Raw genomic sequence first — 24,525 nt, 5'->3', positions numbered from 1 at the left:
TCCCAGAGTTGTTATTTGTAAATCTCGGCGGTGGCGTGGTAGTTGCCTTCATTACGCGCTTCGATCACGCGGTAGGCGGTCGCGCCTTTCGCGTCGGCTTTCTCAGATAACGCCTGGCGAATGTCGGTCGGCGCGCCGTCGATGCCGCTGACGGTAATGGTGCCGATAGATTGCAGGTTGGCGGTCTGATCGTTAGTCACCAGCTGGGCGGCAGAAGCGCCGAAGGAGATGACAGACAGCAGGCCGAGTGCAGCAACAGTAGTTTTCATGTTCATGATAGCGATCCTTGGTCATAACAGCCTGGAAGGGCTTGGCAGCGATTTTTATTCTTGAAGGCCGTTACGACAGCGTTTGATTCCAGAGATGTATTGCCCGTTGCCGGGTAATGCCGGTACTTATTTGTAGATTTCAGCGGTCGCGTGGAAGTTGCCGTCATTGCGGGCTTCGATCACGCGGTAAGCGGTCGCCCCTTTGGCGTCAGCTTTGTCGGACAGCGCCTGGCGAATGTCGGAAGGCGCAGCGGCAACGCCGCTCACGGTGATCACACCGGCCGGCTGCAGTTTTGCGGCCTGAGTTGCGTCAACAGATTGTGCTGCAAATGCACCAAATGAAAGCATGGACAGAACGCTCAGGGTTGCAACGGTAGTTTTAATTTTCATCATCTCACCTCATCGTATTTTTTTATCAGTTCCAACGAACTGTGATTCAGTTCACGAAAATGAGTATACAGCTAGTAACGCTAAAAATTAATAGTCCGCTAACAGTTTCTAGTGAAACTTTAACCACATGATCCTTATTTTTTATAACCATAAGGAATAAAAAACGCTCATAAAACGATCTTTTGATGCTAAATTTATGTAATTTCAATGAGGTAAGTGCTTTTGACCAAAAGTGCGGAAGATCACAGTGGGTACTGCTGGTTACATGGAGATGTCATGGAAATGTGTTGCTGAGGGATAAAAACGCAGTGTTAAACGCGGTTGAAGGCAGGGAAGGTAACGCGGGGGTTGTTAAAGAAGCGCTAACAAAGTGCAGGCTGCAGCCGCACTTTGTTAGCGCCAGGTTTCACAGCTCTTGCTCGAACACGCCCAAAATAGCTTCATGCAGTTTCTGAGCGGTAAAGCCGTTGGACGGGGTGACGAAAATCGTATCGTCGCCGGCAATCGTGCCGAGGATGCCCTGGGATTTACCCAATGAGTCGAGCAGGCGAGCGATCAGCTGCGCGGCGCCCGGGCTGGTGTGGATCACCACGACGGCGTCGTTATGGTCGACGTCCAGCACCAGATTCTTCAACGGGCTGGTGGTGGTCGGCACGCCGAGTTCGGCAGGAAGGCAATACACCATTTCCATTTTGGCATTGCGCGTACGTACCGCGCCGAACTTGGTCAGCATGCGCGATACTTTGGATTGGTTAATGTTTTCGAAGCCTTCTTCTTGCAGCGCCAAAACGATCTCGCCTTGAGAACTGAATTTTTCTTCTTTCAATAACGCTTTGAACGTCTTGATCAGATCTTCCTGTTTTGCGGGATTACGCATTTTGCACCGTGGAATGTTGATAGTGGAAGTCATGATTATGCATATAGATGAATTTTTATGCAACAAAGGCCGACCCAAAGAAAATAAACATGACCGGGCGGCGAGGAAAGGACGGCATTTTAACAAAATCCGGCAGCGATGAATATGCCCTTTTGACGACGGAAAATCGGCCTGCGGTGGTAAATAAAATGTTATTAAAATGATGTTGTTCTGATGTTGCGTAAGGGTGTAATGTAACGGCCGGTTAACTTGCTCGTGAATAACCTCGCACTATTTTTGATTAATGTGCGCTATGCCCTTCATGCGTAAGCGATTTAATCTAAAATGGGCGCGACAGCGGCCGTTTTATTACACCTGCAGGCAAGAATTGGCTAATTTATTGTTTTTAAAGGTGTAATAACTTAAGGTCCGTAACCAACACATTCACGGCGCTTTATATATTTAAGATAATAAAGGAGTATAGGATGAAAGTTGCAGTTCTCGGTGCTGCTGGCGGTATCGGCCAGGCCCTCGCCCTTCTACTCAAAACCCAGCTTCCTTCAGGTTCTGAACTCTCTCTCTACGACATTGCCCCCGTTACCCCAGGCGTTGCCGTCGACTTAAGCCACATCCCAACCGCAGTTAAAATCAAAGGCTTCAGCGGCGAAGACGCGACCCCGGCTCTGCACGGTGCGGACGTGGTGCTGATTTCCGCCGGCGTGGCCCGTAAGCCGGGCATGGATCGTTCTGACCTGTTCAACGTTAACGCCGGCATCGTGCGTAACCTGATTGAGCAAGTGGCGAAAACCTGCCCGAAAGCCTGCATCGGCATCATCACCAACCCGGTTAACACCACGGTCGCCATCGCGGCGGAAGTGCTGAAAAAAGCCGGCGTTTACGACAAGAACAAACTGTTCGGCGTGACTTCGCTGGATATCATCCGTTCCAACACCTTCGTGGCCGAGCTGAAAGGCAAGCAGCCGGAAGAGCTGAACGTGCCGGTCATCGGCGGCCACTCTGGCGTGACCATCCTGCCTCTGCTGTCGCAGATCCCTGGCGTGAGCTTCACCGATCAGGAAGTGGCGGATCTGACTAAACGCATTCAGAACGCCGGCACCGAAGTGGTGGAAGCCAAAGCCGGCGGCGGGTCTGCAACGCTGTCTATGGGCCAGGCGGCCGCACGTTTCGGTCTGTCTCTGGTGCGTGCGCTGCAGGGCGAGAAAGGCGTAGTGGAATGCGCTTACGTTGAAGGCGACGGCAAATACGCTCGCTTCTTCGCACAGCCGCTGGTACTGGGCAAAAACGGCGTTGAAGAGCGCAAAGATATCGGCACCCTGAGCGCCTTCGAGCAGAAAGCGCTGAACGAGATGCTGGACGTGCTGCACAAAGATATCGAGCTGGGCGAGAAGTTCATCAATAACTGATCGTTGCCGATAGTCAGCCGATAAACGCCGCCGGACGCTGTTCCGGCGGTTTTTTTTGCCCCGCGTTCACGATTTGATGCGTGCCTTGCGATCCAGCAGGCAATCGCTGCGCGGATCGTAATAGCGGCTTGGCCAGATCTCCGAAGGGTGGATGCCTATCGCTTCGGCGATCAGCCACTCCCCCTTTGGCCACGGGCGCGACAGCGCGTTGGCCAGCGTTGATGAGCTTAATCCGGCCTTGCGCGACACTGCCGCCAGCGTGGTGCCCTGCTTGCGGAGCGCCGCGATGATATCTGCCGGATGCCAATCTGGGTTCCTTGAATTCATGTTTACATTCCTTTTCTGATTAGCCAAAGTTGCGTTAGTGGTATAACTAACGGGTCAAGGTTAGGCGTTTGCACGACGTGAATCGCTTATTAAGAAACCAGAATACCATTAAATTTCCAAAAAAATACCCAAGTAATTTCCAAAAATGACGTTGCCCACTATTGCCCAGAGATGATGGCCATGAAAAACGAGTGGTTTGCCGCCAAGGAACTGACAGGCATCGCAGGATTACCTTCCTCACCACAGGGAATTAATCTGATGGCCCGGCGCGAAGGCTGGATCAGCCGCAGGCGTAAAGGCGTGCAGGGAAAAGCGTTGGAGTACCATATCGACAGCCTGCCTTCAAACGTGCGTAACCTGCTGGTGCTGAAGGAGGATGGGGCGGTATATGACGTAGAGCGTCAGGATCCGTTGGCGGTCTGGATCGAGTATTACTACCATTTGACGGAGAGCGAGCGCGAGAAAATGGTGGCTTTCCTGATGCGGGAAGGGATCGGTGGCCTGTTGGCGCGCATCGACGAAGAGAGCAATAGCTAGGCAGGCCCGCATACGCGGGCCTGATGGATTTTAAGAAATATTTATTTCTTAAAAGTCGCGTTGCACCGCCAGATGGGCCAGGCCCTCCAGCGCCGTACGGTGCTCCGATGCCGGCAAGACCTGCAGCGCGGCGATCGCCTTGTCGGCTTCTTCCTCGGCGCGTTTGCGGGTGTACTCCAGCGAACCGCATTGTTGCATTGCCTGCAGTACCGGCTCTAACAGATGACGGCCATTGCCTTGCTCAATCGCACCGCGGATCATGTCACGCTGCGCGTCGTCGCCGTTGTGCATCGCGTGCAGCAGCGGCAGGGTCGGTTTCCCTTCGTTCAGATCGTCGCCGGTGTTTTTGCCCAGGGTGCTGCCGTCGGCACTGTAGTCGAGCAGATCGTCGATCAGCTGGAAAGCGGTGCCGAGGTAGCGGCCATAGTCTTGCAGCGCCTGCTCTTGTTCGGCGCTGGCACCGGACAGGATCGCCGACGATTGCGCTGCCGCCTCGAACAGGCGGGCGGTTTTGCTGTAGATCACCCGCATATAGCTTTCTTCGCTGATGTCGGGATCGTGCACGTTCATCAACTGCAGCACTTCGCCTTCGGCGATGACGTTGACCGCCTCCGACATCAGCGCCAGCACGCGCAGGGATTCCAGGCTGGTCATCATCTGGAAGGCGCGGGTATAGATAAAGTCGCCGACCAGCACGCTGGCGGCGTTGCCGAACGCCGCGTTGGCGGTGGCTTTGCCGCGGCGCATGTCCGATTCGTCGACGACGTCGTCATGCAGCAGCGTGGCGGTATGAATGAATTCGATCAGGGCGGCGACGGTGACGTGCTTGTTGCCTTCATAGCCCAACGCGCGCGCCGCCAAGACGGCGATCATCGGCCGGATGCGCTTACCGCCACCGCTGATAATGTAATAGCCAAGCTGATTGATGAGCGTGACATCGGAATTCAGCTGTTCGAGAATTGTTGCGTTCACGGCCGCCATATCTTGCGCGGTTAACTCGGTAATTTGATCTAGGTTCATTGTGTTTTTTTCAGCTGTGTTTCTCTTCACCGCGTTGAGATCGCTGCTCACATCGGTACATGGCGGTAACTGTCCCTATGATTGTACTTGAAAAACGGTTCAGATAAACGCCACGAAAGAAACTGCGCTTTTTTTCTTCTTTTTTCTCCTTCTGGTCTTATTCTGCTCTTGTCATGCGCTGCTTTTTTGCGTAGAATTCGCGCCCTATTGTGAATATTTATAGCGCGCTCTGAACTAACACAGTCGGGCACGCGGAAAGCGGAGTTTTATATGTACGCGGTTTTCCAAAGTGGTGGTAAACAACACCGAGTAAGCGAAGGTCAGACCGTTCGCTTGGAAAAGCTGGACATCGCAACTGGTGAAGCGGTTGAGTTTGACCAGATTCTGATGATCGCTAATGGCGAAGATATCAAAATCGGCGTTCCTTTCGTCGATGGCGGCAAGATCAAAGCTGAAGTCGTTGCTCACGGTCGTGGCGAGAAAATTAAGATTGTTAAGTTTCGTCGTCGTAAGCACCACCGTAAGCAGCAGGGCCACCGTCAGTGGTTCACTGACGTTAAAATCACCGGCATCAGCGCTTAAGTTAGGAGAGCGGATTAATGGCACACAAAAAGGCTGGCGGCTCGACTCGTAACGGTCGCGATTCAGAAGCTAAACGTCTGGGCGTAAAACGCTTTGGCGGCGAAGCAGTACTGGCAGGCAGCATCATCGTTCGTCAGCGCGGCACCAAATTCCACGCTGGTACCAACGTGGGTTGCGGCAAAGACCACACTCTGTTTGCTTTGAAAGACGGTAAAGTCAAATTCGAAGTTAAAGGCCCGAGCAATCGTAAATTCATCAGCATCGAAGCTGAATAATTTTTCGAGCCTTACGAAATAGATGTAAGCCCCGCAATTTGTTGCGGGGCTTTTTACATTTATGGGCTGCCTGGGGGTTGGCCTCTCAGCGTTGGCGAAGGTGATATGGATACGAAGCAGCAGGTCGGCGTTGGTATTTCCCTGGCGTTAACCACGGCGGTTTGCTGGGGCGCGTTGCCGATCGCGATGAAAGAAGTGTTGACGGTGATGGAGCCGTTTACCGTCGTCTGGTATCGCTTTACCATGGCCGCCATCGGTTTGGGCGCGATCCTCGCGGTGCGCGGCAAGCTGCCGCCGCTGACGATGTTCCGCCAGCCGCGCTGGCTGCTGCTGTTGGCGATCGCGACGGCGGGGCTGCTGGGCAACTTTGTGTTCTTCAGCTCCTCGCTGCAATACCTGAGCCCGACGGCGTCGCAGGTGATTGGCCAGCTGTCGCCGGTGGGCATGATGTTCGCCAGCGTGCTGATTTTAAAAGAACGCATGCGTATCACCCAGGTCATAGGCGCCCTGATGCTGATCGGCGGGTTGATGCTGTTTTTCAACGTCAGTCTGATAGAGATCTTCACCCGGCTGACGGACTACACGCTGGGCGTTATGCTGGGCGTGTGTGCGGCGATGGTTTGGGTGAGCTACGGCGTGGCGCAGAAGGTATTGCTGCGCCGACTGGCTTCGCCGCAGATCCTGGTTATGTTGTACACTTTATGTGCGATAGCGTTGTTCCCTCTGGCCAAACCCGAGGTGATTTTCCAGCTTAGCGGCTGGCAATTGGCGTGCCTGCTGTTTTGCGGCGCCAACACGCTGATCGGCTACGGTGCGTTGGCAGAGGCGATGGCGCGCTGGCAGGCGGCGCAGGTGAGCGCGTTGGTGACGCTGACCCCGCTGTTTACCCTGCTGTTTTCAGATTTATTGGCGTTGGCCTGGCCCCAGGCATTCGCCGCGCCGACGTTGAATGTCGTCGGCTATGTTGGCGCGTTTGTGGTCGTGGCGGGCGCCATGTTTTCCGCAATTGGTCACCGGTGGTGGCCGCGACGGGCAGAACCCCCCCTGGTTGCTCCTTTGAAGCAGCCCGGTGAATGATTTACGGAGACGGTAAATGAAGTTTGTAGATGAAGCAGCGATTCTGGTCGTTGCAGGCGACGGCGGCAACGGATGCGTCAGCTTCCGCCGCGAAAAATATATCCCCAACGGTGGGCCTGACGGCGGTGACGGCGGCGACGGCGGCGACGTCTACCTGCTGGCGGACGAGAACCTCAACACCCTGATCGACTACCGTTTTGAGAAGTCTTTCCGCGCCGAGCGCGGCCAGAATGGCCAGAGCCGCGACTGTACCGGTAAACGCGGTAAAGACGTCATCATCAAGGTGCCGGTCGGCACGCGCGTGAAGGATCAGGGCACCGGCGAGATCCTCGGCGACATGACCCGCCACGAGCAAAAGCTGATGGTCGCCAAGGGCGGCTGGCATGGCCTGGGCAACACCCGTTTCAAATCTTCGGTCAACCGTGCACCGCGTCAGAAGACGCTGGGTACCGCCGGTGAAGCGCGCGACCTGTTGCTGGAACTGTTGCTGCTGGCCGATGTGGGCATGCTGGGCTTGCCGAACGCCGGCAAATCGACCTTCATCCGCGCGGTGTCCGCCGCCAAGCCGAAGGTGGCCGACTATCCGTTTACCACGCTGGTGCCGAGCCTGGGTGTAGTGCGTATGGACCACGAGCAGAGCTTTGTGGTCGCCGACATTCCGGGGCTGATCGAGGGCGCCTCCGAAGGCGCGGGCCTGGGCATTCGCTTCCTGAAACACCTGGAGCGTTGCCGCGTGCTGCTGCACCTGGTGGACATCGCGCCGATCGACGAATCCGATCCGGTGGAAAACGCCAAAGTCATCATCAACGAGTTGAACCAATACAGCGAAAATCTGGCGCAGAAGCCACGCTGGCTGGTGTTCAACAAAATTGATGTGATTGGTGAGGAAGAAGCCGCCGAACGCGCCAAGGCGATTGTGGAAGGCATGGGCTGGGAAGGGAAGTACTACATGATCTCCGCCGCCAACCGCGAAGGCGTCAACGCGCTGTGCTGGGACGTAATGAACTTCATCAACACCCAGCCGAAAGCGATGGCGATCGAAGAAAGCGCGCCGGAAAAAGTCGAATTCATGTGGGATGACTACCACCGCGAGCAAATCGCGGAAGTGGAAGCCGAAGCAGAAGATGACTGGGATGACGACTGGGACGAAGACGACGACGAAGGCGTCGAAATCATTTACCAGAAGTAATTCGGTGATAAAGGGCTCAGCAACGCTGGGCCCTTGTTATTTGAGCGCTTTTTCCGGCAGCCAGCACTGGGCGTCCAGGCCGCGGGCATCGCGGCGGTTTTCCAGCGTCAAACGCCCCTGGTGCAACTGCACGATGCGGATCACGATATTCAAGCCCAGCCCGCTGCCGCCGTAGCGTTGATCCAGGCGGCGGAATGCCTGCGTCAGCTCCCCGACCATCTCTTCCTTGATCCCCGGGCCATCGTCGATGACCTGCAGCAGATAGCCGCTGTCCTGCGGCGTTAACCGCACCTGTATCGCGCCGCCTTCCGGGCCGTAACGGTGGGCGTTTTCGACCAGGTTGCGCAGCAGCAGCCGCAGCAGCACCGGATCGCCGTTCACCGCAGCGGTGGCCGGCAATTGCCAGTCCAGCGTCTGCGCGCGTTGGGCGGTCATTTCGCCGAGTTCTTCCTGCAGCGGCTGAATCACATCGGCCACCCAATCGAAATGCTGGTAATGACCGCTGGCGAAGTCTTGCCCGGCGCGCGACAGCATCAGCAGTTGCTCAACGGTGTGCATCAGCTGATCGATGCGGGCGATCAGCGCCTGGCTGCCTTTGACGCCCTGTTTCTCCATCAGTTCCAGATGCAGGCGAATGCCGGCCAGCGGCGTGCGCAGCTCGTGGGCCGCGTCGGCGGTGAACAGGCGTTCCTGCTGGATGGTGTTGTCCAGCCGCGAGAACAGCTGATTGAGCGCATTGGTGACCGCCACCATTTCCAGGCTGTCGCTGTTGATTGGCAGCGGCGTCAGGTTATCGGCAGAGCGCTTTTCCAGCCGCTGCTGCAATTGGTTGAGCGGGCGGGTGATCCAGCTGATGGCCCAGAATGACGCCAGCAGCGTGACGATCATCATGATCAGCGACGGCGCCAGCAGCGACGCGATGGCCTCGGCTATCTCGGTATCGACGCGCTCGCTGCGCACTTTGGCGGACAAGGTTTCGTCCACCAGGAAGCTGATCTGTTCCTGGCTTTCGTGCCACAGCCAGAAGGCGCTGATGAGCTGCGTGACCAGCAGGATCAGCGCCAGCATCAGCAGCAGGCGGCGGCGCATGCTGATCATGAAGAAGGTTCCAGACGGTAGCCGATGCCGCGCACGGTGCGGATGCGATCCTTGCCCAGCTTGCGGCGCAGGTTGTGGATATGCACTTCCAGCGTGTTGGAGCCCAAATCGTCTTGCCAGGTGTAGAGATCCTGCTGCAGGAGTTCACGGTTGACCGTTTGGCCGGCGCGCATGATAAGACGCGCCAGAATGGCGAACTCTTTCGGCGTAACCTCCACCGGCTGCTGCTGCAGGTAGACCTGCTGGCTGGAGAGGTTCAGCTGCAGGTCATCCACCTGCATCAGATTGTCGCTGTGGCCCTGGTAGCGCCGCAGGAGGGCGCGCACGCGTGCCTGCAGTTCGACCAGCGCGAAGGGTTTGACCAGGTAGTCGTCGGCGCCGGCGTCCAGCCCGTCGACGCGATCTTCCAGGGCGTCGCGGGCGGTCAGGATCAGCACCGGCAGATCGATCTGCTGGCGGCGCCATTGCCGCAGCAACGCGGCGCCGTCCATGTCCGGCAGGCCGAGATCCAGGATCACCATGCTGTATTGGCTGGTGATGAGCAGGCTGTTGGCCTCCGCCGCCGTTGCGGCACAGTCGCAGACGTAGCCTTCGCCGGTCAGCGCCAGCGCCAGCCCCTGTTGCAGCAGTTCATCATCCTCAACGACCAACAGCTTCATGACGATCCTCAGTTGTTTTGGTAAATATCCCGATACAGGCGGCTTTCGAAGCGTACCAGCGGTGCGCGGCGCTGTTTCTGATCTTCCGGCGGTACGGCGTAGCCGGAAAGATACTGCACGAAGGCCATGCGCTGGCCGCTGGCGGTGGTGATGAAGCCCGCCAGGTTGTACACGCCCTGCAGCGCGCCGGTCTTGGCCGACACTTTGCCGTCGACGCCGGCTTCGTGCAGGCCGCCGCGGTAGCGCAAGGTGCCGTCATAGCCGGACAGCGGCAGCATCGAGATGAAGTTCAGCTCGTTGTCATGCTGCGCGATGTACTGCAACGCCTGCATCATGGTCGCCGGCGCCAGCAGGTTGTGGCGCGACAGGCCGGAACCGTCGGCGATGATGGTATTGCCCAGATCGATGCCGGCCTTCTGGCGCAGCACCTGCCGTACCGCATCGGAACCGGCTCGCCAGGTGCCCGGCACGCCGAAGCGTTCGTGGCCGATGGTGCGGAAGACGGTATCGGCGATCATATTGTCCGATTTCTTCAGCATGATCTTCAACAGATCGTGCAGCGGCGCCGACTGGGTTTGCGCAATCACCGTGCCGGTGATGCCAGGGCGCGTCTGGCGTTTCAAATGCCCGTCGATCTGGATGCCGGCCTGCGTCAGCTCGTCTTTCAGGATGGCGCCCGCATAGCTGGCACCGTCCTGGATCGCGAAGGCCAACGGCAGCGGTTCGCTGCGCTGCGTCAGGCAGCCGGTCAGGGTAAAGCGGTTCAGCTCGCCCGGCACCACGTCCAGTTCGCAGTACTGTGCGTCTGCAGAGCCGCGCGCCAGGGTGCGCACCTGGCTAAACATATTGACCGGATAATAGGAGGCAACGCGAATAAACGCTATGTCACCCGGGTTCGGCGCGCTATAGAGCGAGACCGAGAAACAGTTGCGATCGACGATGGCGGCGGCCGGCGGCGCGCTGAAGCACTGCGTCAGATCGTTCCACGGCCAGCCGGGCGCTTTGTCATGGCTGGCGAAGACCGAGGTGTCGACCAGCACGTCGCCGCTGATTTGGCGCACGCCCTGTTTCTTCAGGACGGCCACCATATTGCGCAGGCTCTGGCGTTTGAAGGTCGGATCGCCGCTGAAGCGGGCGATCAGGTTGCCGCGCAGCACGCCGTCGCGAATATCGCCCTGGCTCTCCAGCGTGGTGGTGAAACGGTAATCGGGCCCGAGTTGCAATAGCGCAGCCAGCGCCGTCAGCACTTTTTGGGTACTGGCCGGCAGCGCCATCTGCTGAGAGTGGTAATCGATCGTCGGCGCGCCGGCGCCGATCTTCTGAACGACCAGGGCAAGGTTGGCCCCATCAGGCAGATATTGTGTGTACTCTTCAACCGGGGCCGCATTCGCATTCAGAACAAATGCGCAAGCCAATGCACTGACAATTCGTGAAAAACGCATAATCTCGGGATAACAGCTGGATAACGTGCCGTCATACTACGGTGCAATCAGGGAAAAAGTAAACGATGACCCTCAAGGAACTCTAGGCTAAAATGCGTATCAAAATGCAAAATCGATCTTGGCTTGGGCCCCGTTCCGAGTCAGGTTTCTTTTGTTTGTCGCCTGGAGGCGGGTGGCGGTATGCCAACCGTGTTTTCATACGAATACGTCAGGATGACGGTTATTTGAACAGGAAAGATTTAGAGGTATTTATACGATGAACCAAATTCCGATGACCTTGTTTGGCGCTGAAAAACTGCGCGAAGAGCTCGAATATCTGAAAAGCGTGCGCCGTCCGAAAATCATTGCGGACATCGCGGAAGCGCGCGAGCACGGCGATTTGAAAGAGAATGCCGAGTACCACGCCGCCCGCGAACAGCAGGGTTTCTGCGAAGGCCGCATTCAGGAAATCGAAGCCAAGCTGTCCAATGCTCAGGTGATCGATATCACCAAGATGCCGAACACCGGCCGGGTGATCTTCGGTGCCACCGTATCGGTGATGAACCTGGACAGTGAAGAAGAAGTGACTTACCGCATCGTTGGCGACGATGAGGCCGATTTCAAGAAAAATCTGATTTCGGTAAACTCGCCGATGGCGCGCGGCCTGATCGGCAAAGAGCAAGACGATGTGGTGGTGATCAAAACCCCTGGCGGCGACGTCGAGTATGAGATCCTGAAGGTTGAGTATCTCTGATCGAGGCCGTTGGTCATTAATGCGCCAACGTTTTGTAAAGATAGGAAAAAGGCCGCAAGCGGCCTTTTATCTTCGTCAGGCGCATGGCACCTTTTCGTTAACCTGATGGTTATTAACGCGGTAGACTGATCTTGCGCTCTTTCGACGGGCGGTAAAGAATAAGCGTGCTGCCGATAACTTGCACATTGCAGGCGCCCGTTTCACGCACGATAGCATCGGCGATCAGGGTTTTGGTTTCGCGATCTTCAGCGGCGATTTTCACCTTGATCAGCTCATGATGCTCCAGAGCCTGTTCAATTTCAGCCAGCACCCCTTCGGTAAGACCGTTATTGCCCAGCATCACCACCGGTTTTAACGGATGCGCCAGGCCTTTCAGGTGCTGTTTTTGTTTGTTATTCAGATTCATTGTCTTTTTTGCTTAAGTTGGGATTGAAAACGGTACATTCTACCGCCATCTCATGTATATCACCAAATCGGTCTTCACCGGTGTGAGTCTACGTGAGCAGCGACCCTGACATAAGACTCTTTTTATGATAGTTGGAAAACGAGATGGCTAATAAAAAGCGTTCGGCTAGCTCCAGTCGCTGGTTACAAGAACACTTTAGCGATAAATATGTACAGCAGGCACAGAAAAAGGGACTGCGTTCCCGTGCCTGGTTTAAACTTGATGAAATACAGCAGAGCGACAAACTGTTCAAACCGGGCATGACCGTGGTTGATCTCGGCGCCGCACCGGGCGGCTGGTCGCAGTATGTGGTCACCCAAATCGGCGGTACCGGGCGCATCATCGCCTGTGATATTTTGCCAATGGATCCTATCGTTGGCGTCGATTTCCTTCAGGGCGATTTTCGTGATGAACTGGTGCTGAAGGCGCTGTTGGAACGAGTAGGTGAGAGTAAGGTTCAGGTGGTCATGTCCGATATGGCCCCGAATATGAGTGGCACCCCGGCGGTCGATATTCCAAGGTCGATGTATCTGGTGGAGTTGGCGCTGGATATGTGTCGTGATGTCCTCGCACCAGGCGGAAGTTTCCTGGTGAAGGTGTTCCAGGGAGATGGCTTTGACGAGTACCTACGGGAAATTCGCTCCCTGTTTACGAAGGTTAAGATTCGTAAGCCAGACGCTTCCCGCGCTCGTTCGCGCGAAGTGTACATTGTAGCGACAGGGCGCAAACTGTAGTACCCTAACGCTGTTTGTTAACACAGTTGTAAGATGAGGTTAATCCCTTGAGTGACATGGCGAAAAACCTAATTCTCTGGTTAGTCATCGCGGTAGTGTTGATGTCTGTATTCCAGAGCTTTGGGCCCAGCGAGTCGAATGGCCGTAGGGTGGATTACTCTACCTTCATGTCCGAACTGACCCAGGACCAGGTTCGCGAAGCGCGAATCAACGGACGTGAAATTAACGTTACCAAGAAAGACAGTAACAAATACACGACCTACATCCCTGTCAACGATCCTAAGTTGCTGGATACGTTGTTAACGAAGAATGTGAAAGTGGTCGGCGAGCCGCCTGAAGAGCCGAGCCTGCTGGCTTCTATCTTTATCTCCTGGTTCCCGATGCTGTTGCTGATCGGGGTCTGGATCTTCTTTATGCGGCAAATGCAGGGCGGCGGCGGCAAGGGCGCGATGTCCTTCGGCAAGAGCAAGGCCCGCATGCTGACGGAAGACCAGATCAAAACCACTTTCGCCGATGTCGCCGGTTGTGACGAAGCGAAAGAAGAGGTGAGCGAACTGGTGGAATACCTGCGCGAGCCGAGCCGTTTCCAGAAATTGGGCGGCAAGATCCCGAAAGGCGTGCTGATGGTTGGCCCGCCGGGGACCGGTAAAACGCTGCTGGCGAAAGCGATCGCCGGCGAAGCGAAGGTGCCGTTCTTCACCATTTCCGGTTCCGACTTCGTCGAAATGTTCGTTGGTGTGGGTGCATCCCGCGTGCGCGACATGTTCGAACAAGCGAAGAAAGCCGCGCCGTGCATCATCTTCATCGATGAAATCGACGCCGTCGGCCGCCAGCGTGGCGCCGGCCTGGGTGGCGGTCACGATGAGCGCGAACAGACCCTGAACCAGATGCTGGTTGAGATGGACGGTTTCGAAGGCAACGAAGGCATCATCGTCATCGCGGCCACCAACCGTCCGGACGTGCTTGACCCTGCGCTGCTGCGTCCGGGCCGCTTCGACCGTCAGGTCGTGGTCGGGCTGCCGGATGTGCGTGGCCGTGAGCAGATCCTGAAGGTGCACATGCGCCGCGTGCCGTTGGCTGCCGATATCGACGCCTCCGTCATTGCGCGCGGTACGCCGGGCTTCTCCGGTGCCGACCTGGCTAACCTGGTCAACGAAGCGGCGCTGTTCGCCGCCCGCGGCAACAAGCGCGTGGTGTCGATGGTGGAGTTCGAGAAAGCCAAAGACAAGATCATGATGGGTGCGGAACGTCGCTCCATGGTGATGACCGAAGCGCAGAAAGAGTCGACCGCGTATCACGAAGCGGGCCACGCCATCATTGGCCGCCTGGTTCCTGAACACGATCCGGTACACAAGGTGACGATCATTCCTCGTGGCCGTGCGCTCGGCGTGACCTTCTTCCTGCCTGAAGGGGATGCGATCAGCGCCAGCCGTCAGAAGCTGGAGAGCCAAATCTCCACCCTGTACGGCGGTCGTCTGGCGGAAGAGATCATCTACGGGCCGGAAAAAGTCTCTACCGGTGCGTCGAACGACATCAAAGTGGCGACCTCCATCGCCCGCAACATGGTGACCCAGTGGGGCTTCTCCGAGAAGCTGGGGCCGCTGCTGTATGCGGAAGAAGAGGGTGAAGTGTTCCTGGGCCGTTCCGTGGCCAAGGCGAAGCACATGTCGGATGAAACCGCGCGCATCATCGACCAGGAAGTGAAGTCGCTGATCGAGCGTAACTACACGCGTGCTCGCTCGCTGTTGATGGAAAACATGGACATCCTGCACTCGATGAAGGATGCGCTGATGAAGTACGAAACCATCGATGCGCCGCAGATCGACGATCTGATGAACCGCAAAGACGTGCGTCCGCCGGCAGGTTGGGACGATGCGAACAAAGGTAACAGTTCCGACAACGGCGGCACCCCGAAAGCCCCGACGCCGGTAGATGAGCCGCGCACCCCAACGCCGGGCAACACCATGTCTGAACAGCTCGACAAGTAACAGCGGCTGTGTAATAACATCAAACCCCGGTACGCCGGGGTTTTTTTTTGCCCGGCGGGCAGTGAACCAGGCAACAGTAAGGTGGACCAACCATGCAGTTAACCGTGCGCGACATGACGCTCAACCTCTCCCATCCGCAGGTGATGGGTATCCTCAACGTGACGCCGGATTCGTTTTCCGACGGCGGCCGCCACAACACACTGAACCAGGCGCTGCTGCACGCGCATGCGCTGATTTCGGCCGGTGCCACGATGATCGACATCGGCGGTGAATCGACCCGGCCGGGGGCGGCGGAGGTGAGTGAAGAGGAAGAATTGGAACGGGTCGTGCCGGTAGTGGAAGCGCTGGCGCAGCGCTTCGAAGTCTTCATCTCGGTCGATACCTCGAAAGCGGGCGTGATCCGCGAATCGGCACACGCCGGCGCACACCTGATCAACGACATTCGCTCGCTGCAGGAGCCGGGTGCTCTCGCGGCGGCGGCGGAAAGCGGCCTGCCGATTTGCCTGATGCACATGCAAGGGCAGCCGCGCACTATGCAGCAGGCGCCGCACTACGACGATCTGATCGCTGACGTTCAGGCGTTTTTCGAGCACCATATTCGGCGCTGCAACGAGGTGGGGATAACAAATCAGAAATTGCTGCTCGACCCAGGCTTCGGTTTCGGTAAAAATTTGGCGCACAACTATCAGCTTCTGGCCCGGTTGTCGGAGTTTCATCGTTTCGGTTTGCCGCTGCTGGTCGGCATGTCGCGCAAATCGATGATAGGACAACTGCTGAACGTGCCGCCGGATCAACGGGTTATCGGCAGCGTGGCCTGCGCGGTGATCGCAGCGATGCAGGGCGCGCAGATTGTCAGAGTGCATGACGTTAAAGAAACCGTCGAGGCGATGCGTGTCGTCGAGGCAACACTTTCAGCTAAGGGACAGTAAAGACATGAGCGAGCGCAAATATTTTGGCACCGACGGCATCCGTGGCAAGGTTGGGGACAGCCCCATCACGCCGGACTTCGTGCTGAAGCTGGGCTGGGCGGCGGGTAAAGTGCTGGCGCGTCACGGTTCGCGCAAGATCATCATCGGTAAGGACACGCGCATCTCCGGTTATATGCTGGAGTCCGCGCTGGAGGCCGGCCTGGCGGCCGCAGGATTGTCCGCCTCCTTCACCGGGCCGATGCCCACCCCGGCGGTGGCTTATCTGACGCGCACCTTCCGCGCCGAAGCCGGCATCGTCATCTCCGCGTCGCATAACCCGTTTTATGACAACGGCATCAAGTTCTTCTCGATCGACGGCGCCAAGCTGCCGGACAACGTCGAAGAAGCGATCGAAGCCGAGATGGAAAAACCGCTGACCTGCGTGGAGTCCGCCGAGCTGGGTAAAGCCAGCCGCATCATCGACGCTGCCGGCCGCTACATCGAATTCTGCAAAGGCACCTTCCCGAGCGAGCTGAGCCTGAAGGGGCTGAAAATCGTGGTCGACTGCGCCAACGGGGCGACTTACCACATCGCGCCGAGCGTGCTGCGCGAGCTGGGCGCCACGGTGATCGCCATCGGCGTTGAGCCGGACGGCATGAACATCAACGAAAAATGCGGTGCCACCGACGTGCGTCAGCTGCAGGAGCGCGTACTGAAGGAAAAAGCGCACGTGGGCCTGGCGTTTGACGGCGACGGCGATCGCGTGATGATGGTCGACCACCTGGGCAACAAGGTGGACGGCGATCAGATCCTGTACATCATCGCCCGTGAAGGCCTGCGTCAGGGCCAGCTGCGCGGCGGCGCGGTCGGCACCCTGATGAGCAACATGGGGCTGGAGCTGGCGCTGAAACAGCTGGGCATTCCGTTCGCTCGCGCTAAAGTGGGCGACCGTTACGTGCTGGAGAAGCTGCAGGAGCTGGGCTGGCGCATCGGTGCGGAAAACTCCGGCCATGTGATCCTGCTGGACAAAACCACCACCGGCGACGGCATCGTGGCCGGGCTGCAGGTGCTGACCGCCATGGTGCGCAACCACATGAGCCTGCATGATCTGTGTAGCGGCATGAAGCTGCTGCCGCAGATCCTGGTCAACGTGCGCTTCGCCGGCGATCACAATCCGCTGGAGTCCGACGCGGTGCGTAAAGTCGCCGAGCAGGTGGAAGCCGAACTGGCCGGCCGCGGCCGGGTGCTGCTGCGCAAATCGGGCACCGAACCGCTGATCCGCGTGATGGTGGAAGGCGAGGACGAACAGCAGGTGACCGCGCTGGCACATCGCATCGCCGACGCGGTGAAATCCGCAGGTTAAAACAGACAGTTAGCCGCCGGGCTCGGCAAAGCTGAGCCCGAAGAGGCGATTGTTGGCGTTTTTTTCCGCAAACGCGCCGGCGGCTGCAAATTGCCCTTGCGCGGGTTGGCGGCTTTGGTTAGTATTCACACCCGCTTCAGTAGGCAGTTTATAAAAACGCCTGCTTGATGAGTGTGAAGCATTTGGCATGCGGTGAGGCCGCAAGGATACGGGTACTACTATGTACGAAGCTCTTCTGGTAATTTTCCTGCTGATCTCAATCGGGCTGGTCGCTCTGATTATGCTGCAGCAAGGTAAAGGCGCTGATATGGGAGCCTCTTTCGGAGCAGGTGCATCAGGCACGCTGTTCGGTTCGAGTGGTTCCGGTAACTTTATGACCCGCATGACTGCTGTGCTGGCGACGCTGTTCTTCGTCATCAGCCTGATTCTGGGCAACCTCAGCAGCAACCAAAGCAAGAAAGGCAGCGAGTGGGAAAACCTGGGTCAGCCAGTGAAAACTGAGCAGACAACCGCGCCGGCAGCACCTGCCAAGCCGAGCAGCGATATCCCGCAGTAAGCCGCAACAAAGTTTGAAAACGGTGGTTGTGAACTCGAAAGAACAACGGCCGTTAGCAGTAAGAATCAGTACCGAGGTGGTGGAATTGGTAGACACGCTACCTTGAGGTGGTAGTGCCCTAACGGGCTTGTGGGTTCGAGTCCCATCCTCGGTACCAAATCCCAGAGATAACTTGCAATTTTGCGATTATCGGCGTAGTATTTGCCACGTTTTCGGACGCGGGGTGGAGCAGCCTGGTAGCTCGTCGGGCTCATAACCCGAAGGTCGTCGGTTCAAATCCGGCCCCCGCAACCACTTTCCTTTAAGTGTTTATTTTCAAATACACTTTTCGATTGAAACCCGCTTTTCTCGATCAACATTTGAAAATGACACTTGCTCGAAAGTTGTACCGAGGCCGCCTAGCGGCAAACAGGGTCCAGTTGCATAAAGCCCCGATTTTTCGGGGTTTTTTGTTATTTGGCAACAGAATCACTGGGCTATTTAGCCCTTTTTTTATGTCTTGGGGGTGGGCTTGTCCACATTAGAGCAACAGTTAACAGAGATGCTTTCGGCACCGGTAGAAGCGTTGGGCTTTGAGCTTGTAGGCATCGAATTCATTCGTGCGCGCCAATCGACGCTCCGCATCTATATTGATAGTGATAACGGCATCAATGTTGATGATTGCGCTGATGTCAGCCACCAGGTCAGCGCTGTATTGGACGTCGAAGATCCAATCACGGTCGCTTACAACTTGGAAGTCTCCTCTCCTGGCCTTGATCGCCCGATGTTCACCGCAGAGCACTATACGCGTTTCCTCGGTGAAGAAGTCAGCCTGGTCCTGCGCATGGCGGTACAAAACCGTCGCAAGTGGCAGGGTATTATCAAGTCTGTCGAAGGCGAGATGATCACGGTTACTGTGGAAGGGAAAGATGAAGTGTTCGCGCTGAGCAACATCCAGAAAGCGAACCTGGTACCCCACTTTTAAAGTTTGGAAGAGGCAACTAGGATGAACAAAGAGATTCTGGCTGTTGTTGAAGCAGTTTCCAATGAAAAATCCCTTCCGCGCGAGAAGATTTTCGAAGCGCTGGAAACTGCATTAGCCACCGCAACCAAGAAAAAATACGAGCAGGAAATCGACGTGCGCGTCAGCATTGACCGCAGAACCGGCGATTTCGATACCTTCCGCCGTTGGGTCGCCGTAGATGAAGTGACTCAGCCAACGCGTGAAATCACGCTGGAAGCCGCTCAGTTTGAAGACCCGAGCATCGAGCTCGGCGGCTATGTTGAAGATCAGATCGAATCCGTGACCTTCGACCGCATCACCACCCAAACCGCCAAGCAGGTTATCGTGCAAAAAGTGCGCGAAGCCGAGCGTGCGATGGTGGTTGACGCTTTCCGTGAACACGAAGGTGAGATCGTCACCGGCGTGGTGAAGAAAGTGAACCGTGACAGCATCGCGCTGGATCTGGGCAACAACGCCGAAGCGGTGATTGGCCGTGAAGACATGCTGCCGCGCGAAAACTTCCGTCCGGGCGACCGCATTCGCGGCGTACTGTACGCCGTGCGTCCTGAAGCTCGCGGCGCGCAGCTGTTCGTCAGCCGTTCCAGTTCGGAAATGCTGAAAGAACTGTTCCGCATCGAAGTGCCGGAAATCGGCGAAGAAGTGATTGAAATTAAAGCGGCAGCCCGCGATCCTGGCTCCCGCGCGAAAATTGCAGTGAAAACCAACGACAAGCGCATCGACCCGGTCGGTGCCTGCGTAGGTATGCGCGGTGCGCGCGTTCAGGCCGTGTCGAGCGAGCTCGGCGGCGAACGCATCGACATCATCCTGTGGGATGACAACCCAGCGCAATTCGTCATCAACGCCATGGCGCCGGCCGACGTCGCGTCGATCGTGGTAGACGAAGATAACTGCACCATGGATATCGCCGTTGAAGCCAGCAACCTGGCGCAGGCGATCGGCCGTAACGGCCAAAACGTGCGTTTGGCTTCCCAGCTGCTGAAACAACACCGCGGTGACGATCGTTGGGAACTGAACGTGATGACGGCGGACGACCTGCAGGCCAAGCACCAGGCCGAGGCTCATGCCGCTATTGATACCTTCACCAAGTATCTTGATATCGACGAAGATTTCGCCACCGTACTGGTTGAAGAAGGCTTCTCCACGCTGGAAGAGCTGGCCTACGTGCCGATCAAAGAGCTGTTGGAAATCGACGGTCTGGATGAAGATACGGTTGAAGCATTGCGCGAACGCGCCAAAGCTGCATTGACCACGCTGGCCCTGGCACAAGAAGAAAGCCTGGGCGACAACAAACCGGCCGACGATTTGCTCAACCTGCCGGGTCTTGAGCGCAGCATGGCCTTTAAACTGGCCGCGCGTGGGGTTTGTACGCTGGAAGATCTTGCCGAGCAGGGTGTTGACGATCTGGCTGATATTGAAGGGCTTAGCGATGAGCAAGCCGGTGAGCTGATCATGGCTGCACGCAATATCTGTTGGTTTGGCGACAACGCGTAATAACTGTAGCAGGAAGGAACAGCATGACGACAGATGTAACCGTAAAATCGCTGGCAGCAGAGATTCAGACTCCGGTTGATCGCCTGGTACAGCAGTTTGCTGATGCAGGGATCAACAAGTCCGAGTCGGACTCTGTTACCCAGCAAGAAAAAGAAACATTGCTGGCGCACCTGAACCGTGAACACGGCAGCGCGCCGGGTAAACTCACTTTGCAGCGCAAAACGCGCAGCACCTTGAATATCCCGAGCACCGGCGGTAAAAGTAAATCGGTGCAAATTGAGGTCCGCAAGAAACGCACTTATGTAAATCGCGATACGCAGGAAGCCCAGTTGGCTGAAGCGGCAGAGCAGGCACAGCGTGAAGCGGAAGAGCAGGCACGGCGCGAAGCGGAAGAGCTCGCAAAACGCGAAGCGGAAGCGAAGCGCGCTGCCGAAGAGCAAGCCAAACGTGAGGCCGCGGAGATTGCTAAGCGTAATTCAGCGGAAAAAGAAAAAGTGACCAATCAACATACCGACGAAATGACCAAGCCAGCTCAGGCGGAAAAAGCACGCCGTGAAGCCGAAGCCGCTGAACTGAAACGCAAAGCGGAAGAGGAAGTGCGCCGCAAGGTTGAAGAGGAAGCCAAGCGCGTGGCAGAAGAAGCCCGTCGCATGGCCGAAGAGAACGGCGAGAAGTGGGCCCAGGCAGACGCGGCAAGCGCCGCGGTTGAAAGCGCCGACTATCACGTGACCACCTCTCAGCACGCCCGTGCCGCAGAAGACGAGAACGACGCCAAAGTTGAAGGCGATCGTCGCAGCCGCACCCGCGGCGGCAAAGCCACCAAGCAGAAGAAAGGCAACAAGCTGTCCGAGTCCAAAGCGGACCGCGAAGAAGCGCGTGCCGTTACCCGTGGCGGTAAAGGCAAACGCAAGCCTAGCGCTCTGCAGCAGGGCTTCAATAAGCCTGCGCAGGTGGTTAACCGTGACGTGGTGATCGGCGAAACCATCACCGTGGCCGAGCTGGCCAACAAGATGGCGGTAAAAGGTTCTCAGGTCATCAAAGTGATGATGAAGCTGGGCGCCATGGCCACCATCAACCAGGTTATCGACCAGGAAACCGCACAGCTGGTTGCCGAAGAGATGGGCCACAAAGTTATCCTGCGCCGTGAAAACGAGCTGGAAGAAGCGCTGATGAGCGACCGTGATACGGGCGCTGCGGCCGAGCCGCGCGCGCCGGTCGTGACCATCATGGGCCACGTTGACCACGGTAAAACCTCTCTGCTGGACTACATCCGCTCCACCAAAGTGGCGGCGGGCGAAGCCGGTGGCATTACCCAGCACATCGGTGCCTACCACGTAGAAACCGAGAACGGCATGATCACCTTCCTGGATACCCCGGGCCACGCCGCATTTACCTCGATGCGTGCTCGCGGTGCTCAGGCGACTGACATCGTGGTTCTGGTGGTGGCGGCCGACGACGGCGTGATGCCACAGACCATCGAAGCTATCCAGCACGCGAAAGCGGCGCAGGTGCCGTTGGTGGTTGCGGTGAACAAAATTGACAAGCCGGAAGCCGATCCGGACCGCGTTAAGCAGGAACTGTCTCAGTACGGCGTTATGCCGGAAGAGTGGGGCGGCGAAGCGCAGTTCGTCCACGTGTCCGCGAAAGCCGGTACCGGTATTGACGAGCTGCTGCAGGCTATCCTGCTGCAGGCCGAAGTGCTGGAGCTGAAAGCGGTTCGCAGCGGCATGGCGAGCGGCGTGGTGATCGAGTCCTTCCTGGATAAAGGCCGTGGCCCTGTGGCTACCGTGCTGGTTCAGGAAGGTACGCTGAACAAGGGCGATATCGTCCTGTGCGGCTTCGAATACGGCCGTGTGCGTGCGATGCGTGACGAACTGGGCCGTGAAGTGACCTCCGCCGGCCCGTCTATCCCTGTGGAAATCCTGGGTCTGTCCAGCGTGCCTGCAGCGGGTGACGAAGCGACCGTGGTGCGCGACGAGAAGAAAGCGCGTGAAGTGGCGCTGTACCGTCAGGGCAAATTCCGCGAAGTCAAACTGGCGCGTCAGCAGAAGTCCAAGCTGGAAAACATGTTCGCCAACATGACCGACGGCGAAGTGTCCGAGCTGAACATCGTACTGAAGTCCGACGTACAGGGTTCTTGCGAAGCGATCAGCGACTCGCTGCTGAAACTCTCCACCGATGAAGTGAAGGTGAAGATTGTCGGCTCCGGCGTAGGTGGTATCACCGAAACCGACGCGACGCTGGCTGCGGCTTCCAACGCCATCATCCTGGGCTTCAACGTGCGTGCCGACGCTTCTGCGCGCCGCGTAATCGAAGCGGAAAGCCTGGATCTGCGTTACTACTCCGTGATCTATAACCTGATCGACGAAGTGAAGCAGGCGATGAGCGGTATGTTGGCGCCGGAATACAAGCAGCAGATCATCGGCCTGGCCGAAGTGCGCGACGTGTTCAAATCGCCTAAGTTCGGCGCTATCGCCGGCTGTATGGTTACCGAAGGGACCATCAAGCGTCACAACCCAATCCGCGTACTGCGCGACAACGTAGTTATCTATGAAGGCGAGCTGGAATCCCTGCGCCGCTTCAAAGATGACGTTAACGAAGTCCGTAACGGCATGGAATGTGGTATCGGCGTTAAGAACTATAACGACGTGCGCGTCGGCGACATGATCGAAGTGTTCGAAATCATTGAGATCCAACGCACCATCGCTTAACGATTGCACATCTGCTTATATCTGTTTACGGGGGGCCTTTGTGCCCCCCGATTTGTCTGGAGAATCCAAAATGGCAAAAGAATTCAGCCGCGGTCAACGCGTGGCGCAAGAGATGCAGAAAGAGATTGCGATCATTCTGCAGCGTGAAGTGAAAGATCCGCGCGTCGGCATGGCGACCGTTTCCGGCGTGGAAGTGTCCCGCGACCTGGCGTATGCCAAGGTTTACGTCACTTTCCTGAACGTGCTGACCGAGAACCACGATCCGGATCTGGTCACCAACGGCATTAAAGCGTTGCAGGACGCTTCCGGCTACATCCGCACCCTGCTGGGCAAAGCGATGCGCCTGCGCGTGGTGCCGGAGCTGACCTTCGCCTACGACAACTCCCTGGTGGAAGGCATGCGCATGTCCAACCTGGTGACCAACGTGGTGAAGAACGACGCCGAGCGCCGTTCCGCCTCAGGCGATGACAAGGAGGATTAATGAGTCGCCCTCGTCGCCGCGGCCGTGATATCCACGGCGTGCTGTTGCTGGACAAGCCGCAGGGTTTGTCGTCCAACGATGCGCTGCAAAAAGTAAAACGCCTGTACAACGCCAACCGGGCGGGCCATACCGGCGCGCTCGATCCGTTGGCGACCGGCATGCTGCCTATCTGTCTGGGCGAAGCGACCAAGTTTTCGCAATACCTGCTCGATTCCGACAAGCGTTATCGGGTGATCGCCAAGCTGGGGCAGCGCACCGATACCTCCGACGCCGACGGCCAGATCGTGCAGGAGCGCCCGGTGAATTTTACCCAGGCGCAGCTCGACGCGGCGCTGGACACCTTCCGCGGCGATATCCAGCAGGTGCCGTCGATGTATTCGGCGCTGAAATACCAGGGCAAGAAGCTCTACGAGTATGCGCGCCAGGGGATTGAAGTGCCGCGCGAAGCGCGCAGCATCACGGTGTACGAGCTGCAGTTTATCCGCTGGGAAGGGGATGAGCTGGAGCTGGAGATCCACTGCTCGAAAGGCACCTACATCCGCACCATCACCGACGATCTCGGCGAGCTGCTGGGCTGTGGCGCGCACGTGATCTATCTGCGCCGCCTGCAGGTGGCGACTTATCCGATCGCGCGCATGGTGACGCTGGAACAGCTGAACGCTTTGCTGGCGCAGGCGCAGGAACAAGACATCGCACCCGGCGAACTGCTCGATCCGCTGCTGATGCCGATGGACAGCCCGGTTGAGAACTATCCGGAAGTGAATTTGCTGCCGGTGGTGGCGGGCTATGTCAAGCAGGGGCAACCGGTGCAAGTGGCCGGCGCGCCGGCTTCCGGCATGGTGCGTATCACCGAGGGTGAAGAGCGGAAATTCATCGGCGTTGGCGACATTGCCGAGGACGGTCGCGTGGCGCCGCGCCGCCTGGTGGTCGAGCATTTCGACTGACGGCGGGGCACTGCGTCACCTTG

At 57.4% G+C, this 24,525-nt stretch carries 26 protein-coding genes and 2 tRNA genes; 19 read left to right on the top strand and 9 right to left on the bottom strand.

Going from position 1 to position 24,525, the window contains the following annotated elements; genetic code table 11:
* Positions 1–11: 11 nt before the first annotated feature.
* The 3 genes from yhcN (GF111_RS10940) to argR form a co-directional block, all read right to left on the bottom strand.
* Positions 12–275 carry a peroxide/acid stress response protein YhcN gene (gene yhcN, locus GF111_RS10940; protein WP_004933578.1) on the bottom strand — a complete coding sequence of 88 codons (264 nt, stop codon included), beginning with the start codon at positions 273–275 and terminating at the stop codon, positions 12–14.
* A gap of 120 nt (positions 276–395) precedes the next feature.
* On the bottom strand, positions 396–659 hold the full coding sequence (gene yhcN, locus GF111_RS10935; protein ID WP_038879766.1) for a peroxide/acid stress response protein YhcN: 264 nt from the start codon (positions 657–659) through the stop codon (positions 396–398).
* Positions 660–1,065: 406 nt separating this feature from the next.
* The gene (gene argR / locus GF111_RS10930) at positions 1,066–1,536 is read right to left on the bottom strand and encodes a transcriptional regulator ArgR (protein ID WP_004933572.1); all 471 of its coding nucleotides are present in this window, start codon (positions 1,534–1,536) and stop codon (positions 1,066–1,068) included.
* Between the two features lie 464 nt (positions 1,537–2,000).
* Between argR and mdh the strand changes: the two genes are divergently transcribed.
* A complete protein-coding gene (gene mdh, locus GF111_RS10925; protein ID WP_004933569.1) occupies positions 2,001–2,939 on the top strand; it encodes a malate dehydrogenase in 939 nt (312 codons plus the stop codon).
* Between the two features lie 66 nt (positions 2,940–3,005).
* Here mdh and GF111_RS10920 read toward each other — a convergent pair whose 3' ends face one another.
* Positions 3,006–3,266, bottom strand: coding sequence for a helix-turn-helix transcriptional regulator (locus tag GF111_RS10920; protein WP_038879152.1), 261 nt, complete (start codon positions 3,264–3,266; stop codon positions 3,006–3,008).
* 180 nt (positions 3,267–3,446) lie between these two features.
* On the opposite strand from GF111_RS10920, the gene GF111_RS10915 reads away from it, so the two are divergent.
* Positions 3,447–3,803, top strand: coding sequence for a DNA-binding protein (locus GF111_RS10915; RefSeq protein ID WP_038879765.1), 357 nt, complete (start codon positions 3,447–3,449; stop codon positions 3,801–3,803).
* 48 nt (positions 3,804–3,851) lie between these two features.
* On the opposite strand, the gene ispB is transcribed toward GF111_RS10915, so the two are convergent.
* The gene (gene ispB / locus GF111_RS10910; protein ID WP_047729263.1) at positions 3,852–4,823 is read right to left on the bottom strand and encodes an octaprenyl diphosphate synthase; all 972 of its coding nucleotides are present in this window, start codon (positions 4,821–4,823) and stop codon (positions 3,852–3,854) included.
* Between the two features lie 270 nt (positions 4,824–5,093).
* Between ispB and rplU the strand changes: the two genes are divergently transcribed.
* From rplU to cgtA, 4 genes are all read left to right on the top strand, one after another.
* Entirely contained in the window at positions 5,094–5,405 is a 312-nt protein-coding gene (gene rplU / locus GF111_RS10905) for a 50S ribosomal protein L21 (protein ID WP_004933561.1), read from the top strand.
* A gap of 17 nt (positions 5,406–5,422) precedes the next feature.
* Entirely contained in the window at positions 5,423–5,680 is a 258-nt protein-coding gene (gene rpmA, locus GF111_RS10900; RefSeq protein WP_004933559.1) for a 50S ribosomal protein L27, read from the top strand.
* A gap of 105 nt (positions 5,681–5,785) precedes the next feature.
* Positions 5,786–6,757 (top strand): DMT family transporter, encoded by a 972-nt coding sequence (locus GF111_RS10895; RefSeq protein WP_055311901.1) that lies wholly within the window; start codon positions 5,786–5,788, stop codon positions 6,755–6,757.
* 16 nt (positions 6,758–6,773) lie between these two features.
* Positions 6,774–7,946: an Obg family GTPase CgtA gene (gene cgtA / locus GF111_RS10890; protein WP_004933553.1), complete on the top strand. Its 1,173-nt coding sequence runs from the start codon at positions 6,774–6,776 to the stop codon at positions 7,944–7,946.
* 36 nt (positions 7,947–7,982) lie between these two features.
* Here cgtA and pmrB read toward each other — a convergent pair whose 3' ends face one another.
* The 3 genes from pmrB to dacB are packed head-to-tail and all read right to left on the bottom strand — an operon-like array spanning position 7,983 to position 11,145.
* Positions 7,983–9,044 carry a two-component system sensor histidine kinase PmrB gene (pmrB, locus tag GF111_RS10885; RefSeq protein ID WP_060433567.1) on the bottom strand — a complete coding sequence of 354 codons (1,062 nt, stop codon included), beginning with the start codon at positions 9,042–9,044 and terminating at the stop codon, positions 7,983–7,985.
* A complete protein-coding gene (pmrA, locus tag GF111_RS10880) occupies positions 9,041–9,703 on the bottom strand; it encodes a two-component system response regulator PmrA (RefSeq protein WP_019453348.1) in 663 nt (220 codons plus the stop codon). The genes pmrB and pmrA overlap by 4 nt, the downstream gene beginning before the upstream one ends.
* Before the next feature lie 8 nt (positions 9,704–9,711).
* Complete coding sequence (dacB, locus tag GF111_RS10875; RefSeq protein WP_060433569.1) at positions 9,712–11,145, bottom strand: serine-type D-Ala-D-Ala carboxypeptidase; 1,434 nt, start codon at positions 11,143–11,145, stop codon at positions 9,712–9,714.
* A 256-nt stretch (positions 11,146–11,401) separates the two neighbouring features.
* Between dacB and greA the strand changes: the two genes are divergently transcribed.
* The gene (gene greA, locus GF111_RS10870; protein WP_004933539.1) at positions 11,402–11,878 is read left to right on the top strand and encodes a transcription elongation factor GreA; all 477 of its coding nucleotides are present in this window, start codon (positions 11,402–11,404) and stop codon (positions 11,876–11,878) included.
* 112 nt (positions 11,879–11,990) lie between these two features.
* Here greA and yhbY read toward each other — a convergent pair whose 3' ends face one another.
* On the bottom strand, positions 11,991–12,284 hold the full coding sequence (yhbY, locus tag GF111_RS10865) for a ribosome assembly RNA-binding protein YhbY (protein WP_004933536.1): 294 nt from the start codon (positions 12,282–12,284) through the stop codon (positions 11,991–11,993).
* Positions 12,285–12,427: 143 nt separating this feature from the next.
* Between yhbY and rlmE the strand changes: the two genes are divergently transcribed.
* From rlmE to truB, 12 genes are all read left to right on the top strand, one after another.
* A complete protein-coding gene (gene rlmE, locus GF111_RS10860; RefSeq protein WP_004933533.1) occupies positions 12,428–13,057 on the top strand; it encodes a 23S rRNA (uridine(2552)-2'-O)-methyltransferase RlmE in 630 nt (209 codons plus the stop codon).
* Between the two features lie 56 nt (positions 13,058–13,113).
* The gene (ftsH, locus tag GF111_RS10855) at positions 13,114–15,045 is read left to right on the top strand and encodes an ATP-dependent zinc metalloprotease FtsH (RefSeq protein ID WP_004933529.1); all 1,932 of its coding nucleotides are present in this window, start codon (positions 13,114–13,116) and stop codon (positions 15,043–15,045) included.
* Positions 15,046–15,137: 92 nt separating this feature from the next.
* Positions 15,138–15,974, top strand: a complete 837-nt coding sequence (gene folP / locus GF111_RS10850) for a dihydropteroate synthase (RefSeq protein WP_038879140.1) — start codon at positions 15,138–15,140, stop codon at positions 15,972–15,974.
* A 4-nt stretch (positions 15,975–15,978) separates the two neighbouring features.
* Positions 15,979–17,316, top strand: a complete 1,338-nt coding sequence (glmM, locus tag GF111_RS10845; protein WP_047729249.1) for a phosphoglucosamine mutase — start codon at positions 15,979–15,981, stop codon at positions 17,314–17,316.
* A 220-nt stretch (positions 17,317–17,536) separates the two neighbouring features.
* Entirely contained in the window at positions 17,537–17,872 is a 336-nt protein-coding gene (gene secG / locus GF111_RS10840; RefSeq protein WP_004933519.1) for a preprotein translocase subunit SecG, read from the top strand.
* 70 nt (positions 17,873–17,942) lie between these two features.
* Positions 17,943–18,029: transfer RNA gene (locus tag GF111_RS10835), tRNA-Leu, on the top strand.
* 60 nt (positions 18,030–18,089) lie between these two features.
* Positions 18,090–18,166: transfer RNA gene (locus tag GF111_RS10830), tRNA-Met, on the top strand.
* Positions 18,167–18,383: 217 nt separating this feature from the next.
* Entirely contained in the window at positions 18,384–18,836 is a 453-nt protein-coding gene (gene rimP, locus GF111_RS10825) for a ribosome maturation factor RimP (protein WP_028127574.1), read from the top strand.
* A gap of 21 nt (positions 18,837–18,857) precedes the next feature.
* On the top strand, positions 18,858–20,366 hold the full coding sequence (nusA, locus tag GF111_RS10820) for a transcription termination factor NusA (RefSeq protein ID WP_019453340.1): 1,509 nt from the start codon (positions 18,858–18,860) through the stop codon (positions 20,364–20,366).
* A gap of 23 nt (positions 20,367–20,389) precedes the next feature.
* Positions 20,390–23,077: a translation initiation factor IF-2 gene (gene infB, locus GF111_RS10815; protein ID WP_004933511.1), complete on the top strand. Its 2,688-nt coding sequence runs from the start codon at positions 20,390–20,392 to the stop codon at positions 23,075–23,077.
* A 70-nt stretch (positions 23,078–23,147) separates the two neighbouring features.
* Positions 23,148–23,558 carry a 30S ribosome-binding factor RbfA gene (rbfA, locus tag GF111_RS10810; protein ID WP_004933508.1) on the top strand — a complete coding sequence of 137 codons (411 nt, stop codon included), beginning with the start codon at positions 23,148–23,150 and terminating at the stop codon, positions 23,556–23,558.
* Positions 23,558–24,502, top strand: coding sequence for a tRNA pseudouridine(55) synthase TruB (gene truB / locus GF111_RS10805; RefSeq protein WP_038879133.1), 945 nt, complete (start codon positions 23,558–23,560; stop codon positions 24,500–24,502). The genes rbfA and truB overlap by 1 nt, the downstream gene beginning before the upstream one ends.
* Positions 24,503–24,525: the final 23 nt, after the last annotated feature.

Origin of the sequence: Serratia sp. HRI (genome assembly GCF_010119335.3) — a bacterium.
Lineage (GTDB): Bacteria > Pseudomonadota > Gammaproteobacteria > Enterobacterales > Enterobacteriaceae > Serratia > Serratia nevei.
This window is presented reverse-complemented; position numbering and strand designations above follow the sequence as displayed.

What these genes read in the sequence shown, in the direction of transcription:
- mdh (WP_004933569.1), top strand. Translation starts at nt 2,001, where the DNA reads ATGAAAGTTGCAGTTCTCGGTGCTGCTGGCGGTATCGGCCAGGCCCTC.
- GF111_RS10920 (WP_038879152.1), bottom strand. Translation starts at nt 3,266, where the DNA reads ATGAATTCAAGGAACCCAGATTGGCATCCGGCAGATATCATCGCGGCG.
- nusA (WP_019453340.1), top strand. Translation starts at nt 18,858, where the DNA reads ATGAACAAAGAGATTCTGGCTGTTGTTGAAGCAGTTTCCAATGAAAAA.
- secG (WP_004933519.1), top strand. Translation starts at nt 17,537, where the DNA reads ATGTACGAAGCTCTTCTGGTAATTTTCCTGCTGATCTCAATCGGGCTG.
- yhcN (WP_038879766.1), bottom strand. Translation starts at nt 659, where the DNA reads ATGAAAATTAAAACTACCGTTGCAACCCTGAGCGTTCTGTCCATGCTT.
- yhcN (WP_004933578.1), bottom strand. Translation starts at nt 275, where the DNA reads ATGAACATGAAAACTACTGTTGCTGCACTCGGCCTGCTGTCTGTCATC.
- GF111_RS10895 (WP_055311901.1), top strand. Translation starts at nt 5,786, where the DNA reads ATGGATACGAAGCAGCAGGTCGGCGTTGGTATTTCCCTGGCGTTAACC.
- rplU (WP_004933561.1), top strand. Translation starts at nt 5,094, where the DNA reads ATGTACGCGGTTTTCCAAAGTGGTGGTAAACAACACCGAGTAAGCGAA.
- ftsH (WP_004933529.1), top strand. Translation starts at nt 13,114, where the DNA reads ATGGCGAAAAACCTAATTCTCTGGTTAGTCATCGCGGTAGTGTTGATG.
- cgtA (WP_004933553.1), top strand. Translation starts at nt 6,774, where the DNA reads ATGAAGTTTGTAGATGAAGCAGCGATTCTGGTCGTTGCAGGCGACGGC.
- pmrB (WP_060433567.1), bottom strand. Translation starts at nt 9,044, where the DNA reads ATGATCAGCATGCGCCGCCGCCTGCTGCTGATGCTGGCGCTGATCCTG.
- rlmE (WP_004933533.1), top strand. Translation starts at nt 12,428, where the DNA reads ATGGCTAATAAAAAGCGTTCGGCTAGCTCCAGTCGCTGGTTACAAGAA.
- GF111_RS10915 (WP_038879765.1), top strand. Translation starts at nt 3,447, where the DNA reads ATGAAAAACGAGTGGTTTGCCGCCAAGGAACTGACAGGCATCGCAGGA.
- infB (WP_004933511.1), top strand. Translation starts at nt 20,390, where the DNA reads ATGACGACAGATGTAACCGTAAAATCGCTGGCAGCAGAGATTCAGACT.
- rbfA (WP_004933508.1), top strand. Translation starts at nt 23,148, where the DNA reads ATGGCAAAAGAATTCAGCCGCGGTCAACGCGTGGCGCAAGAGATGCAG.
- yhbY (WP_004933536.1), bottom strand. Translation starts at nt 12,284, where the DNA reads ATGAATCTGAATAACAAACAAAAACAGCACCTGAAAGGCCTGGCGCAT.
- folP (WP_038879140.1), top strand. Translation starts at nt 15,138, where the DNA reads ATGCAGTTAACCGTGCGCGACATGACGCTCAACCTCTCCCATCCGCAG.
- argR (WP_004933572.1), bottom strand. Translation starts at nt 1,536, where the DNA reads ATGCGTAATCCCGCAAAACAGGAAGATCTGATCAAGACGTTCAAAGCG.
- pmrA (WP_019453348.1), bottom strand. Translation starts at nt 9,703, where the DNA reads ATGAAGCTGTTGGTCGTTGAGGATGATGAACTGCTGCAACAGGGGCTG.
- truB (WP_038879133.1), top strand. Translation starts at nt 23,558, where the DNA reads ATGAGTCGCCCTCGTCGCCGCGGCCGTGATATCCACGGCGTGCTGTTG.
- greA (WP_004933539.1), top strand. Translation starts at nt 11,402, where the DNA reads ATGAACCAAATTCCGATGACCTTGTTTGGCGCTGAAAAACTGCGCGAA.
- rpmA (WP_004933559.1), top strand. Translation starts at nt 5,423, where the DNA reads ATGGCACACAAAAAGGCTGGCGGCTCGACTCGTAACGGTCGCGATTCA.
- glmM (WP_047729249.1), top strand. Translation starts at nt 15,979, where the DNA reads ATGAGCGAGCGCAAATATTTTGGCACCGACGGCATCCGTGGCAAGGTT.
- dacB (WP_060433569.1), bottom strand. Translation starts at nt 11,145, where the DNA reads ATGCGTTTTTCACGAATTGTCAGTGCATTGGCTTGCGCATTTGTTCTG.
- ispB (WP_047729263.1), bottom strand. Translation starts at nt 4,823, where the DNA reads ATGAACCTAGATCAAATTACCGAGTTAACCGCGCAAGATATGGCGGCC.